The organism is Sulfoacidibacillus thermotolerans, assembly GCF_003144315.1.
In the GTDB taxonomy this organism is placed as follows: Bacteria; Bacillota; Bacilli; order Alicyclobacillales; family SLC66; genus Sulfoacidibacillus; species Sulfoacidibacillus thermotolerans.
In genome coordinates this window covers 1-14,677 of the sequence record NZ_MPDK01000009.1, presented here as the reverse complement: position 1 = coordinate 14,677, position 14,677 = coordinate 1, and the positions used below count along the sequence as shown (strand labels likewise).

Genomic DNA, 14,677 nt, shown 5'->3' with positions numbered 1-14,677 from the left:
GATGAGCGATACACGCGCGGCAAAACGAAAACTCATTGCTTGGACGGTAGTTTGTACCGTTTTTGGAGCTATGATGTCAATTCAATATCACGACGTGGTGCTTGGGGGTGCGGCGTTGTGGTCGGGGCTTCCTGACGTGGCTAGTGTCTATGCACGTGTCGCTGCGGTGCGCGCGTACAATCAGGAGCTCTATCAGAAAGCGCATCACATGAATCAACAAATCTTGCAACTGCAAAATCAAGCGATTGCACAAGGCGGACAAATGGCGGATATCGAGCGTCAACTCCGCGCTGCACGGATTCTTGCCGGAACGGTGCCGGTAGTTGGTCCGGGTGTGCAAGTGACAATTTCAGACGGGAAAATGGACAAGGTTGCAATGGCGCAGTTTATCACTCACGACTGGGATCTTCGCTCTGTGGTGAATGAGCTTTTTGCGGCAGGAGCAGATGCAGTGGCAATTAATCAGGCACGTGTGACAGCGACAACTGGAATCTTTTGCGTTGGGCCAGTTGTACGTGTCGGCGCAATGCATCTCGGTCCGCCGTTTGTGATTCGCGCTATTGGGCCGAGTGGAGTTTTGCGTGCCGCGCTCAATTTGCCCGGCGGTCCACTTGATCTATTGCGCAGTCAAAATCGCGGGCTCACGATTTCTGCTCCGATTGAAGAGCGCGTTATAAAAATTCCTGCGTACGAAGCGCCGCTTACACCTCTTTCAGGGGGGGAGACGCCGTGAGACGATCTTCATTTATTGCGCTGCTTGGAGTAAGTGTGACGCTTGGAGTTCTTTTTGGCCTAGACTTGCATGTTCATCGTACGTCATCACAGGCTGACTACAGCTCGTATTTAGCGGCTACGCAAGCACTCGATGAAGCACTTGCTACGTCGACTCAATTAGAAGATCAAATCGCCAGTTTTTCAAAACAAAAACAAGCTCTGATTGAAGCCTCTTCGCATAATGCGACAGGAAAAACTGCACTGATCACGGAATTGCGACAACAAAGTGAAATTGCCGGACTCACTGCTCTCACTGGTCCTGGCATCACAGTAACGATTAATTATGATCCGGCTTTGCCTGTGATTCCTGGTTTGCGGTATGTCGATGAAGCGACGCAATTGCAAATGGTTGTCAATTATTTAGATGCGGCAGGTGCAAAAGGGATTGCCATCAATGGGCAACGTCTTGTAACTACCACAGCCATTCGCAGTATTCTGAGTTTCAACGATGCGCCTGGCCCATTTTCTGGCATTGTTGAAATCAATGGCTTACCCGTGCAAGCTCCCTATGTCATTTCAGTAGTAGGCCCAGTAAGTAGTCTCGTGAATATGCTAACTGCGGAAGGGTTAGGCCAGCAGTTTACTATTTTGGATCAGTCGTTTGTGATCCACCAGTTTCCAAGTGCCAAAGGAGTCCAATTGCCGCCATATGACGGTGCACTGCCAACTTCATACGCTAAAGAAGGGGGAATTTAGGACGATGTGGATTTTTGTGGTGCCTGCATTCGGGTTGTTCATTGGCCTTGGAATCGGTCTTGCTGTTAATGTTCATTTGCCTGTTCAATATTCTGCCTATCTTTCTGTCGCGATTTTGGCGGCTTTAGACACTGTGTTTGGCGGCATTCGCGCGATGTTAGAGCACAAGTTTGACGAGCGTGTTTTTCTTACAGGTTTTTTCTCAAACACCTTGTTAGCTGCATTACTTGCTTTTATTGGTTCGTGGCTTGGCATCGACTTGACACTTGCCGCAGTCGTTGCATTTGGCGTACGCATTTTTAATAATCTGGCCTCGATTCGGCATCTTCTGCTATTTCGTAAAAAAATTCCGTTCCATGATTCTTCAAATTCATGTTAATATAGACTGGTATACGTGTAGATAGTGTGTTAGTTGATTTGGAGAAGGGAGTGCCACTCCTTGACCAAGGGAGATATCGTTGTTGGCTTGGATATTGGAACCTCGACCGTACGGGCAATCATTGGCGAGCTTGATGGCTTGAACGTCAATATCATCGGCGTAGGTACAGCAAAAAGTGACGGAATTAAAAAAGGCGCGATCGTCGACATTGACAAGACGGTCACGGCGATTCGCGAAGCAGTGGATCATGCGGAGCGCATGGTGGGGATTTCGATTGGCTCTGCGTATGTTGGGGTGTCAGGCAACCATATTTCCCTGCAACCAAGTCATGGCATTGTGGCTGTTTCAGCTATTGATCGAGAAATTGGCGATGAGGATGTGGAACGCGTCATAGCTGCGGCGCGCGTGATCAATCTTCCAGCAGAACGGGAGATTGTCGACGTTGTACCGCGTGAATTCACGGTAGACGGACTGTCTGAAGTGACTGATCCGCGTGGCATGATTGGCGTGCGTTTAGAAGTAGATACTTACGTAGTTACTGGGTCGCGCACAGTTTTGCACAATTTATTGCGCTGTGTAGAGCGAGCGGACATAGAGGTTGCAGGTACAGTGCTGATGCCGCTGGCTGCAGCGGGCATGGTTTTATCTGCGGACGAAAAGAAGCTAGGCGTCGTTTTGGTCGATGTGGGTGCTGGAGCGACGACGATTTCAGTGTTTGAACGCGGAACGTTAGAGCGTTTTGCTGTCGTTCCAGTCGGTGGCGACAGTGTGACAAACGACATTACAGTGGGTTTGCAAACAGGGACTGATGCTGCCGAAGTGATTAAACGTCGGTATGGGGTGGCACAGATTTCTGCTGCGCGTGAAGAGGAAAAATTCAAGGTACCGCGAATAGGTAACAGTGTAGAAAAGGAATTCTCAGCAGTGGATCTTGCCTATATTATCGAGCCGCGCATGCAAGAGATTTTTTCACTTGTACGAGATGAAGTCGAACGCATGGGATATCCAAATGGATTACCGAGTGGTTATGTATTATCTGGGGGTTCGATGTTATTAAAAGGTGCTGACAAGCTGGCAGAATTGGAACTTGAGGCGCCAGTGCGCATTGCTATCCCTGATTATGTGGGTGTGCGCGATCCTTCTTATGTAGGTTGCGTCGGAATGATCAAATACGTGTCGAGATATTACCATCGTCAAGTTGCAGCTGCAGCTTCATCTGTGAAAAGACAGCGTTCAGGCGGCGCATTACAGAAAATAAAGGGCTGGTTTCAGGATTTTATTTAGCTAGGAATATGACTTGCTAATCGCTAATTAGCATGCGTTTCATATAGTGCGTCAAGGAGGACGTGGGATGTTACAGTTTGATTTTGAGAGTGAAACATTGGCACACATTAAAGTGATTGGGGTTGGCGGCGGAGGGTGTAACGCTGTGAATCGCATGATCGAAGCAGGTGTGCGCAATGTCGATTTTATTACTGTAAATACGGATGCCCAAGCGTTGCATCTGTCAAAAGCGCCTGAGCGAATCCAGATTGGCGAAAAGTTAACGCGTGGTCTAGGCGCAGGTGCAAATCCTGATATTGGCAAGCGTGCGGCGGAAGAGACGCGCGAAGTGGTTATGAATGCACTGCGCGGCGCCGATATGGTCTTTGTGACCGCAGGTATGGGCGGGGGTACGGGAACGGGTGCAGCTCCGGTGATCGCGGAAATCGCGAAGGAACTCGGGGCTTTAACAGTTGGTGTTGTGACTAAGCCATTTACTTTTGAAGGGCGTCGTCGCTTAAATCAAGCTGAGAATGGGATCGCAGCGCTCAAAGAAAAAGTCGATACGCTGATCGTCATTCCAAACGATCGCTTACTTGAGATCGTGGAGAAGAATACGCCGATGCTCGATGCTTTTCGCGAAGCTGATAATGTGTTGCGTCAAGGGGTATCAGGCATTTCTGATCTTATTTCAGAAACGGGTCTAATTAATGTTGACTTTGCTGATGTCAAAGCTGTCATGACGGAGCGCGGCTCTGCTTTGATGGGAATTGGCGTTGCAAGTGGCGAAAAGCGTGCAGCAGAAGCAGCCCAAAAGGCAATTCGCAGCCCGCTTCTTGAAACTTCCATCGATGGTGCGCGCGGTGTGCTGATTCAGGTGGCAGGTGGAGAAAACTTGACGCTCTTTGAAGTGACGGAAGCTGCTGATATTGTGGCGGAAGCTGCTGATCCCGAGGTCAACCTCATTTTTGGGGCAGTGATTAAACCTGAACTAAAAGATGAACTTGTGGTCACTGTGATCGCTACAGGCTTTGAAAATCATGGGGGCACCACTCCTAAACCGTTGTCGCGGCGTCAAGAACCACATGCTGGTGCTAGCAGTGCACAGTCAGGAGACTTAGAAATCCCCGCATTTTTGCGTAATCGCCAAAATCACCGTCCTTAAACTCTGCAGACTTCCTACTCCTTGAACGCAGTATGACAAAGCAGGCTGAGAACACATGATTCACAGCCTGCTTTGCGTATGGGGACGGCTTACACGTTTTGGTTGTCTTTGGCCTTTAAGAGAACAGTGAGCAGCCTTTGCATGAGGCGCAGCAATGCAATGACTGATTGAAGTGTAAGTTTGTATACTTTCATGTAGAACCACCCCCACTAGATACAGTGCTTCATCTTTCGCGTACAAGGTACGGACGACCTCGCAAAAACTCTCCTTCCAGGTGTCGATTCTTTTCTATAAGAAGTTCGCAAGTTCTGACAAACTTCGCAATATACATGTACTATACTGTGGTCAACTCGCCACAGGGGGCGTGTATGTGGTCATTTATGTGGATCTGGCCTTTTTCATCAACCTGTTTATCGATGGTTCTTTATTGCTTATTACAGGTTCATTGCTCCACCGGCAAATGAAACTGGGCCGGGTTCTTTTTGCTGCATTTGTTGGATCAGTTTATGCGGTTGCAACGCTCTTTCCAGGCACATCTGTCTTGCGCATGGTCGTCGTTAAATGGTTAGTCTCTGTCTGGATGGTAGATACCGCTTTTGGGCTTGCCACATGGCGGCGTAAAAAATACCAGGCAATCGTGAAACTGATGCAAGTTGTTGCTGCCTTTTATGCGGTGACATTTGCTGTGGCAGGCGCTATTTTCGCACTGCACAACATGTTTTCAAAAGGAACAGCAACGTTCGATGGTCTTGCCCTCGTTCGTGGGCAAGTAGCTTGGTGGACTAGCATCAGTACAGTGTTTCTCGTTTTGGCAGTTCCTCTGGCATTGTTACTTGTTCGTTTTCTGTGGGGTTATGCGGTGCGAATGAAACGCATGAGTGGGCAAGTCGTTGCGATTCAAGTGAGGTTATTTGGGCAAATTGCGCAGTTTGATGGGTTGTTAGACACAGGAAATACGCTGACGGACCCGCTCACGAAAACTCCTGTCGCAATCGCTCGCGTGAACGCACTTGTTGACTTGTTGCCGCGACCTTTGCGTCAAGCGGTGACTGAGGGCAAAGACCCTTTAGCGTTTGTATATCAAAGCACTGCAGAACTTGGTGACTTTGCTGCGCGTATCAGCGTGATTCCATATCGTGCAGTAGCCGGAAATACAGGGTATTTATTGGCGTTTAGACCCGATGAAGTGTTTGCTGTTTTAGAAGGTACAGAGAGATCACTTGCTCCTATGTTAATCGCATTGCAAGTACATGATTTTGCGCTGTTAGACCAATTTGCTTGTATTTTGCCTGGCAGCATAGCGGGTTTACTGGTTGAAGGGAGAGAGAGTGGTGTTCACACCCGTTCGCGTACGTCTTCAGATGAGGCTTCTCATTCTTCGCATTCTGCTTAAACTTGGGGCAGGTCCAGAGCGCATCTACTATGTAGGAGGTTCTGAAGCACTGCCGCCGCCCCTTACTAGGGAAGAAGAGGAGTTCTTGCTTGAGCGGTTGCCGAGCGGCGATGAGGCGGTACGGTCATTATTAATTGAACGCAATTTGCGCTTAGTGGTTTATATTGCTCGGAAATTTGAAAACACAGGAGTAAATATTGAAGATTTGGTTTCTATCGGGACAATTGGACTCATTAAAGCGATTAATACGTTTGATACGGAGAAGAAAATTAAACTTGCTACGTACGCATCACGCTGCATAGAGAATGAAATTCTGATGTTTTTACGCAGAAACAATAAGGTTCGAGTGGAAGTTTCATTTGATGAACCGCTTAATGTCGACTGGGACGGGAACGAGTTGTTACTATCCGATGTACTTGGCACAGAAGGAGATACGATCTATCGCGACATCGAAGATGAAGTAGATCGTACTTTGCTTTATGGTGCACTGGAAAAACTATCGGATCGCGAACGCCGTATTATGGAATTGCGTTTTGGACTAGCAGGGCAAAAAGAGATGACACAAAAAGATGTGGCAGATCTCCTAGGAATCTCCCAATCTTATATTTCAAGACTCGAAAAACGCATTATCAAGCGGCTGCGTAAAGAGTTTAACAAGATGATATAGCTGCATAATTCTCCCTTGCGAGGACATACTGGTACACGAATCGGTATGGCTCGCTTGGGGGGAAGAACTTGAAGCGCAACAAGGTAGAAATTTGCGGCGTGAACACCTCGCAACTTCCAGTCCTGACCAATGCAGAAATGAGACAGTTGTTCACGCAACTGCAAAGTGGACAGCTTGCTGCTCGGGAAAAACTAGTCAATGGAAATTTGCGGCTGGTCCTTTCCGTAATTCAGAGATTTAATAACCGCGGTGAATTTGTGGATGACCTTTTTCAGGTTGGGTGTATTGGACTCATGAAAGCGATTGACAATTTTGATTTGGGTCAAAACGTAAAGTTTTCGACCTATGCAGTGCCGATGATCATCGGTGAGATTAGACGCTATTTGCGTGACAACAATCCGATTCGGGTGAGTCGGTCGCTGCGTGATATCGCATATAAGGCCTTGCAAATTCGCGACAGTTTGACGAATAAAAATCTGCGCGAACCAACGATTACTGAAATTTCGCAGGCGATGGAGGTAGCCAAGGAAGAAGTGATTTTTGCCTTAGATGCCATACAGGATCCTGTATCTCTATTTGAACCGATTTATCACGACGGTGGAGATCCAATTTACGTGATGGATCAGATTCGCGATGATGCAAACCTTGATACGTCCTGGGTTGAGTCAATTGCTATCAAAGAAGCAATGCGACGTTTGTCGGAACGTGAAAAGCGAATTTTAGCCATGCGATTTTTTGAAGGGAAGACGCAGATGGAAGTTGCTGATGAAATTGGAATTTCTCAGGCGCAAGTCTCGCGTCTAGAAAAAGCGGCGATTGGCCACATGCAAAAATACATTAAGTAAGAGATTTTGACTGATTGTGTGGGACAGAAAATACAAGGATTGTGTAAAAGTTTCTCGCCTCGAACATACCTTATAAGAGAGCAGCCAGAAGGCTGACGCCAAAAATGAGGCGAGTGGGCGATGAGAGCTTCTGAATTGCAAGCAAAAGACGTTGTGAACATCGTGGATGGTCGCAAATTAGGGGCGATTGGCGACCTTGATATCGATCTTGAGACCGGACTCATTCGTTCCATGATCATTCCCCAAAGTGGTCGCTTTTTCGGTTTAATGGGCGGGGGAGAAGAAGTCGTGATTCCTTGGACGCAGATTGTAAAAATTGGTTCTGACGTCGTATTAGTAGATTTGCGTCAAGGGTTATTAGAATCACAAGAACTGCAAGGAAGCCGTTCTAGTGCTCGTTCGAGCGGCTATTGACCGCGATGCGGTCATTTTTATTTTGCAAACCAAGAAGTACACGTTTCTAGTCTGTGGCCGATACATTCCCCCCTGCGCGTGATATTTTATGATACGATGAAATGAAATATAATGGGAGGGAGCGAGATGACGCATTTGATTCGGTTGGATCAGTGGTTTGGCGCCCCTGTATCGGCGGGCTTTACAAATCGCGAGGGCGGGGTCAGTGAAGGTAACTATGAGTCACTAAATCTCGGGTTCCATGTAAGCGATCGAGAAGAAGATGTGCAAATCAACCGCGAGCGTGTGGCTGCAATGCTAGATGTTCAGAAGTCTGACGTGCTTTTTGGCGAACAAGTTCATGGCAATGCCGTAGCGGTAGTCACAAAAGATACACCGCGCCGTGCATTATACGATGCGATTGCAGCTGTGGATGGCCTTGTTACAACCGATCGGCGCATTGCTCTTGGCGTACTTGCTGCAGATTGTGTTCCGCTGCTCTTTGCGGACGCTTATGCGGGGGTAATCGGCGTAGCTCATGCAGGGTGGCGAGGAGCGACTTCTGGCATCGTTTCTGAAGTGGTCAGACAGATGCTAGGTCTTTTCGCGAAGCCTGAGCGCATACGTGTGGCGATTGGACCTGCGATTCGCGGGTGTTGTTACGAAGTTGATGCGCCTGTTGTGCGGTCAGCGCGAACGGCCTATGAACAGATGGGAAAACCCATGCCTGTGTGGCGTAGATCGTCAAATCATATTGGCGCCGTCATGATGGATCTTCCGCGTATATGTCACGATGAGTTGCGCACTCTTGGCGTGAAAGAAGAGCATATTTTGGATGTATCGATTTGTACAAGCTGCATGCCAGGCTTTTTTTCGCATCGCCGCGATCACGGAACAACGGGGCGTCAAGCAGGATTAATACGGCTGCGGGGGGTGTGAGCGTGAGCTTGAACGATGAGCAGGAACGAGTTGATCGGTTAAACGAACGTCTCGCGCAGATCCGTACCCGTATTGCAAATGCGCGCAAAATTGCGCATAGAGAAGATGACAATATCCGGATTGTTGCTGTGACAAAATACGTTGAACAAGATGTGGTACAATTACTGATAAGAGCTGGGCTTGTGGATTTTGGAGAAAATAGATGGCAAGTTGCAAAACCCAAAGTGGAAAGTGTTCCGTCCGCTACATGGCACTTTATCGGTCCATTACAGCGCAATAAAGTGCGCATGGTGGTTCCCTATTTTTCTTGGATCCACAGCGTCGATCGCAATGAATTGGCAGATGACATCAACCGTATTGCAAGTGAGCGCGGTTTGCTGCGAAACATTCTGTTACAAGTCAATGTTTCGCAGGAAGAGCAAAAATCTGGTGTCGATCCTGAACAGTTGAAACCTTTACTCGAACACTGTGCCAAATTGTCACATGTACAAGTTGTGGGACTCATGGCGATTGGAAAACAGAATGCGGGTGTGGCAGAGGCGCGCGCAGAGTTTCGACAGTTAAAAGCGCTGCGTGATGAAGTTCAACAGCAAGTTGGAATTTTACTTCCTGAACTATCGATGGGGATGTCAAATGATTTTGATATCGCTGTAGAAGAAGGCGCGACAATCGTGCGGATCGGCAGATATCTTGTCAATTTTGATCAAGACCTGTAAAAAAGGCTCGAACAATGTTGTGAGATGGTGTATCTTAGATATAGTGAGAAGTTTTATGACGAGGGGAAGTGAAGAGATGCTGCACCGCGTGATGCACTTTTTGGGACTCGGCGACGAAGAGGAAGAAGAAGAGTTGGTGGACGAGCCAGCGTATGAGCCTGAACAAGAGTCGTCGAGTGCGGGTCGGCGTGGAACAGTGGTTAACCTGCATACACAAAAGCAAGTGCGCGTCATTTTATCAGAGCCAGCAACTTATGATGATGCGCAGTTAATCGCCGATCATCTGAAGGGTCATCGTTCAGTGATTGTCAATTTGCATCGCGCACCGTTTGATCAGGCATTACGCGTGGTCGATTTTCTCAGTGGGTGCGTCTATGCAATAGGCGGGAGCATGCAAAAATTAGGGCATAACATTTTTCTCTGCGCACCTGAAAACGTAGATATTCAAGGTACGATTAGTGAATATTTAGCAGGTGAAGGCAGAGCGCACTTGAGGTGACGTGTTGATCGGATCAACGATTTCTTGGCTGCTCAACTTATATTGGTATTTTATCCTTGCGCGCATCTTGATTAGTTGGTTCCCGGATGTTAATGACACGGCGATTGGGCGTTTTATCATTCGGGTGACAGAGCCGTATCTTGCGCCTTTTCGTCGCTTTATTCCGGCAGTTCGACTCGGATCGGTGTATTTAGATCTCTCTGTCATAGTGGCGATTTTCGCATTTTACTTCATCGAAAATGGGTTGCTCTGGATCGTTGAATCGATCTTACAACTTTTTGGACTCTCCTAAGAAGAAAGGTCGATGGCTAGATGAGCGACGGGATGTATCAGCATTTTCGACCATCGGAGCAACCTTTAGTCAAGCGATTTGAGGAGTTTGCACATCGTGTTGAGCGTTCCTCTATTTCGGCGCTTACAGATTTTCTCAGTCCTCGGGAGGCTTGGATTGCTAAAATCGTCGCGTCAAAGCACAGTCTGGGTAGCTTTGATTATGGTGGTTATGATGGTGCAGAGCGTACGCGCACCTTCTTTTGTAGTTATGGGCAAGAGGTGAGCAAGCACGAGTATGAGATTGTCGCCATACAAATCGACGTATCACGCGGCGGTGAAAAATTGCGACATGCTGATTTTCTTGGTGCTCTGCTTGGGCTTGGCATTCGTCGAGAAGCTATAGGAGACATCGCATTTTTACCCGAAGGGAAGACGGCGTTTGCGTTTTGTATAAAACAAATGGCTCCCATTTTGTTGCGTGATTTGACGCAAGTAGGCAGGTTTCCTGTTCATGTGCGCCTCGAAGAAAAACCTCCTGTTGCGCAATTTGTGCAAGCAGTGATGAGCGAGCGACAAGTCACGTTACAGAGTCTACGCTTAGATGCGTTTCTTGCACATGCATTTGGATTATCGCGCAGTAAGGCAGTTGAACCGATTCGTTCGGGGAAGGTACGGTTGAATTACGCAGTATGTCTTGAACCTGCGCAAGAGATTCAAGTCAATGATCTCGTATCGCTTCGCGGATTTGGTCGAGCGCGCGTTCTTGCAATTGAAGGGAATTCACGCAGTGGCCGCACATTTGTGCGCATTGGACGCTATGAATAGGGACGATGGAAAAGAAAAAAGGAAATCTTCTATTTCTGTCGAATGATTTGCTACATATAAAGTGCAGTTTCGAGAAGTTCTATAGTAGGAGGTTGAGCACGGATGCCCTTAACGCCTCTTGATATTCATAATAAAGAGTTTAAGCGGTCTCTCAGGGGTTACAATGAGGATGAGGTGAATGATTTTCTTGACCGAATTATTAAGGATTATGAAGGTCTCATTCGCCAGCACAAAGAATTAGAAGAACGATGTGCACAGCTTGAAGAACAAGTGAATCATTTCAAGATGATGGAGGATTCCCTAAGTAAATCACTGATGTTAGCTCAGGATACCGCAGAGGAATTGAAGCAAAATGCGCGTAAAGAGGCGCAATTAGTCATTCGCGAGGCCGAAAAAAATGCAGATCGCATCGTGCAAGACGCGTTAAACAAGGCGCGTAAAACCGCGATGGAACTTGATGAGGTCAAGAAACAAGCAGCGATTTTTAAAGCGCGTTTCCATTCGCTGATGACAGCACAGATGGAGATGTTAAAGGCAACAGAATGGGATGAATTTCTCAATGAGCCCTCTGAATGACCTTGTTTTTCGGTATGACATATTGTAAATTTACAACGTCCATAGCTGTTCGATGATGAGGAGAGTAGGCGTGTAAAAACCGCAAAGAGAGCCTGTACATGGTGAGAGCAGGTCGGTTTAGCGCGTGCGAAGATCACCTCGGAGAAGAAAGGTGAACGGATGCCATTTTTGGTTATCCCTAGCTTTACCGGGTAACGCCCGTTAGCGCGTTTTCAATGAGGTGAAGTGTGAACGAACTTGATTATCTGTCGTGAACACATTTCGCGAATAGGGTGGTACCTCGCGACGATTGTCTGCGCCCCTTGCCCGGGCTGCAGGCTTTTTTCATTTTTAGACACATCACCGCGTACTTCAGTGCCGGAATGAATACATGGAGGAATTTGTTATGGAATTTGATCAAACACTCAATTTGCCGCAAACGGATTTTCCGATGCGTGGGAATTTACCTAAACGTGAGCCAGAAATTCTTGAGTACTGGAATCAGATGGACCTCTATCGTGCTGTACAAAACACAAAAATTGGAAAGAAAAAATTTATTCTTCACGATGGTCCTCCGTATGCAAATGGCGAAACACATCTTGGACATGCGCTCAATAAAATCATCAAAGACATCATCATCAAATCGCGGTCGATGGATGGGTATGATGCACCGTATGTGCCAGGTTGGGACACGCATGGATTGCCAATTGAAAATGCGATCATCAAATCACAGAAATTAAATCGCCACGAAGTGGGTGTAGTCGAATTTCGCAAGGCGTGCGCGGAGTATGCGCAAAAATTTATCGACATTCAAAGGACGCAGTTTAAACGTTTTGGGGTGCGTGGTGACTTTGCTCATCCTTATGTCACAATGGATCCGAGCTATGAAGCGGAACAAATTCGCGTGTTTGGTGCAATGGCACAAAAAGGCTATATTTATAAAGGATTTAAGCCTGTGTATTGGTGTCCATCCTGTGAGACAGCTCTTGCAGAAGCTGAGATTGAATATGAAACACATGTGTCTCCGTCTATCTATGTTGCATTTCCTATCCGTGATGGGCGGGGAGTGATCGATCAGGATGTTTCAATTGTCATTTGGACGACGACCCCTTGGACAATTCCGGCTAATATGGGGATTGCTTTAGGGCCTGATTTTGACTACTCAGTTGTCTCGGTTATGGGAAGGAAACTTTTAATCGCATCAGAACTGGTTGAGAAAGTTTTACAAGAAGTTGGGTTTTCTCAGGAACCTTATGAAATTTTAGCTACTTATAAGGGTCGCGATCTTGAGCGCACAGTGGCGAAACATCCGCTTTATGACCGCGATTCACTTGTCGTACTTGGAGACCATGTCACGCTTGATAGTGGAACTGGTGCTGTGCATACCGCTCCTGGTCATGGGATGGAAGATTATTTAGTCGGGTTGCAGTATGAATTGCCTATTTTTGCTCCGCTTGACGACAAGGCACGTTTTACAAATGAAGCAGAGCCATTTACAGGACAATTTTATGCAAAGGCCAATCCGGCCATTCTAGCTGCGTTAGAAGAGCAAGGAGCTTTGTTAGCACAAAAAACTTTGGATCATCAGTACCCACATTGTTGGCGCTGTAAAAACCCCGTAATTTATCGTGCGACAGAACAGTGGTTTGCGTCGATTGCTGCGTTTCGAGAGCAAATGTTAGAGCAAGTTGAAGCTGTATCGTGGGCAATTCCCTGGGGGAAAATTCGCTTGCACAATATGATCGCCGATCGCACAGATTGGTGCATTTCGCGACAGCGGACATGGGGGGTACCTATCCCGGTTTTTTACTGTAAGGAGTGTGGCGAGGCGCTATTTAATGAACAGACGATTGAACATGTCGCCGAGTTATTTGCTGAACATGGTTCACAGATTTGGTTTGCGAAAGAGGCTGCAGAACTTGTTCCTGAAGGTGCTGCATGTACTTGTGGCAGTAAGCACTTTCGCAAGGAAACAGACATCATGGACGTTTGGTTTGATTCGGGGTCAAGTCACATGGCTGTACTGCGCAAGCGCCATGACTTAGCGTGGCCGGCAGATCTCTATGTGGAAGGATCGGATCAGTATCGCGGATGGTTTAACTCCTCACTTTCTACATCTGTTGCCGTAACGGGTCTTGCTCCATATCGAGAAGTTCTATCGCACGGATTTGCGGTGGATGGCGAAGGGCGAAAAATGTCCAAAAGTCTTGGTAATGGGATTGATCCAATGCAAGTGATTGAACAAATGGGTGCTGATATTTTGCGCCTATGGGTTTCTTCAGTTGATTATCGCTCCGACGTTCGGATCTCGAATTCGATCTTAAAGCAAGTTTCTGAAGTCTATCGCAAAATTCGCAATACATTCCGTTTTTTGCTTGGGAATCTGTATGATTTTACAGCCGATCAAAAGTTGCCTTATGAGCAATTGCGCGAGATTGATCGCTATCTTTTAGATCGCTTAGTCCGCTTGCAGGAAAAATGCATTACAGCTTATCGCGACTATGAATTTCACGTTGTATTTCATGCCGTTCAGAATTTCTGTGCGACTGACTTATCGAGTTTTTATCTCGATGTCGCAAAAGACACGCTCTATGTCGAAGCTGCTGACTCTGCGGCGCGACGTGCTGCCCAAACAGTACTTTATGAATGTCTGCACACTTTGCTTGTGCTTGTTGCCCCGATCTTAACGTTTACTGCGGATGAGATTTGGCGCTATCGTTCAGATGTATCAGAACCTAGCGTCCAATTGATAGAATGGACAGAATTGCCGATTGAGTATCGTGACGATACGCTTGCAAGAGTGTGGGGGCAGATTCTCGCCGTGCGCGATCATGTCTTACAAGCATTAGAACTCGCGCGTCAAGAAAAGCGAATTGGTCAATCGCTTGGCGCTGCTGTTCATCTTTATGGGCTTTCTGATGAAATGCGTCAAAGGTCGAGTGATGAGTGGAAGGAACTCCTTATTGTTTCGGAAGTTCATGTTCATGGGCCTGCTGAAATTGCTCCTAAGGAAGCTTTGTATGGTGAACACGTTACAGTTTTTGTGACTGAAGCAAAAGGAGAAAAGTGTCCGCGGTGTTGGCACGTTCGTCAAGATGTTGGAGCAAATCCCAAAGTCCCTGATGTATGTCCGCGTTGCGCTGAGATTCTTGTGCAAAAAGGACTTCTTTAAAAGAAGAATAGAAAAGCAAAAGGCACAAGGGATTCCCTCGTGCCTTTTGCCGTTGTACGCCCGGCATGGGCGGAATCTTTAGGGTGTAAGTCCCGAACGGGGGTTGGCGACAAACCTACCGTT

16 protein-coding genes are annotated in these 14,677 nt (G+C 47.2%); all 16 read left to right on the top strand.

Features of this window, described 5'->3' with window-relative positions:
• Position 1 precedes the first annotated feature (1 nt).
• The 16 genes from BM613_RS06890 (at position 2) to ileS (ending at position 14,554) form a co-directional block, all read left to right on the top strand.
• Positions 2-733 carry a DUF881 domain-containing protein gene (locus BM613_RS06890; RefSeq protein ID WP_245926298.1) on the top strand — a complete coding sequence of 244 codons (732 nt, stop codon included), beginning with the start codon at positions 2-4 and terminating at the stop codon, positions 731-733.
• On the top strand, positions 730-1,470 hold the full coding sequence (locus tag BM613_RS06885; RefSeq protein ID WP_109430443.1) for a DUF881 domain-containing protein: 741 nt from the start codon (positions 730-732) through the stop codon (positions 1,468-1,470). The genes BM613_RS06890 and BM613_RS06885 overlap by 4 nt, the downstream gene beginning before the upstream one ends.
• Before the next feature lie 4 nt (positions 1,471-1,474).
• Positions 1,475-1,849, top strand: a complete 375-nt coding sequence (locus tag BM613_RS06880; protein WP_109430442.1) for a small basic family protein — start codon at positions 1,475-1,477, stop codon at positions 1,847-1,849.
• 60 nt (positions 1,850-1,909) lie between these two features.
• On the top strand, positions 1,910-3,133 hold the full coding sequence (ftsA, locus tag BM613_RS06875; RefSeq protein WP_109430441.1) for a cell division protein FtsA: 1,224 nt from the start codon (positions 1,910-1,912) through the stop codon (positions 3,131-3,133).
• A gap of 67 nt (positions 3,134-3,200) precedes the next feature.
• Positions 3,201-4,277 carry a cell division protein FtsZ gene (ftsZ, locus tag BM613_RS06870; protein ID WP_109430440.1) on the top strand — a complete coding sequence of 359 codons (1,077 nt, stop codon included), beginning with the start codon at positions 3,201-3,203 and terminating at the stop codon, positions 4,275-4,277.
• A 370-nt stretch (positions 4,278-4,647) separates the two neighbouring features.
• On the top strand, positions 4,648-5,670 hold the full coding sequence (locus BM613_RS06865) for a sigma-E processing peptidase SpoIIGA (RefSeq protein WP_181362940.1): 1,023 nt from the start codon (positions 4,648-4,650) through the stop codon (positions 5,668-5,670).
• Complete coding sequence (gene sigE, locus BM613_RS06860) at positions 5,639-6,337, top strand: RNA polymerase sporulation sigma factor SigE (RefSeq protein WP_109430438.1); 699 nt, start codon at positions 5,639-5,641, stop codon at positions 6,335-6,337. The genes BM613_RS06865 and sigE overlap by 32 nt, the downstream gene beginning before the upstream one ends.
• 68 nt (positions 6,338-6,405) lie before the next feature.
• Positions 6,406-7,182: an RNA polymerase sporulation sigma factor SigG gene (gene sigG, locus BM613_RS06855; RefSeq protein ID WP_109430437.1), complete on the top strand. Its 777-nt coding sequence runs from the start codon at positions 6,406-6,408 to the stop codon at positions 7,180-7,182.
• Positions 7,183-7,302: 120 nt separating this feature from the next.
• On the top strand, positions 7,303-7,596 hold the full coding sequence (locus tag BM613_RS06850) for a YlmC/YmxH family sporulation protein (protein ID WP_109430436.1): 294 nt from the start codon (positions 7,303-7,305) through the stop codon (positions 7,594-7,596).
• A gap of 126 nt (positions 7,597-7,722) precedes the next feature.
• A complete protein-coding gene (pgeF, locus tag BM613_RS06845; protein ID WP_181362939.1) occupies positions 7,723-8,514 on the top strand; it encodes a peptidoglycan editing factor PgeF in 792 nt (263 codons plus the stop codon).
• Between the two features lie 2 nt (positions 8,515-8,516).
• The gene (locus BM613_RS06840; RefSeq protein ID WP_181362938.1) at positions 8,517-9,230 is read left to right on the top strand and encodes a YggS family pyridoxal phosphate-dependent enzyme; all 714 of its coding nucleotides are present in this window, start codon (positions 8,517-8,519) and stop codon (positions 9,228-9,230) included.
• Positions 9,231-9,306: 76 nt separating this feature from the next.
• Positions 9,307-9,729, top strand: a complete 423-nt coding sequence (locus tag BM613_RS06835; protein ID WP_109430433.1) for a cell division protein SepF — start codon at positions 9,307-9,309, stop codon at positions 9,727-9,729.
• Positions 9,730-9,733: 4 nt separating this feature from the next.
• Positions 9,734-10,021 (top strand): YggT family protein, encoded by a 288-nt coding sequence (locus BM613_RS06830; RefSeq protein ID WP_245926292.1) that lies wholly within the window; start codon positions 9,734-9,736, stop codon positions 10,019-10,021.
• A 32-nt stretch (positions 10,022-10,053) separates the two neighbouring features.
• The gene (locus tag BM613_RS06825; RefSeq protein ID WP_181362937.1) at positions 10,054-10,827 is read left to right on the top strand and encodes a YlmH family RNA-binding protein; all 774 of its coding nucleotides are present in this window, start codon (positions 10,054-10,056) and stop codon (positions 10,825-10,827) included.
• 102 nt (positions 10,828-10,929) lie between these two features.
• On the top strand, positions 10,930-11,403 hold the full coding sequence (locus BM613_RS06820) for a DivIVA domain-containing protein (protein ID WP_109430430.1): 474 nt from the start codon (positions 10,930-10,932) through the stop codon (positions 11,401-11,403).
• Positions 11,404-11,788: 385 nt separating this feature from the next.
• Positions 11,789-14,554 carry an isoleucine--tRNA ligase gene (ileS, locus tag BM613_RS06815; RefSeq protein WP_109430429.1) on the top strand — a complete coding sequence of 922 codons (2,766 nt, stop codon included), beginning with the start codon at positions 11,789-11,791 and terminating at the stop codon, positions 14,552-14,554.
• Positions 14,555-14,677 lie beyond the last annotated feature (123 nt).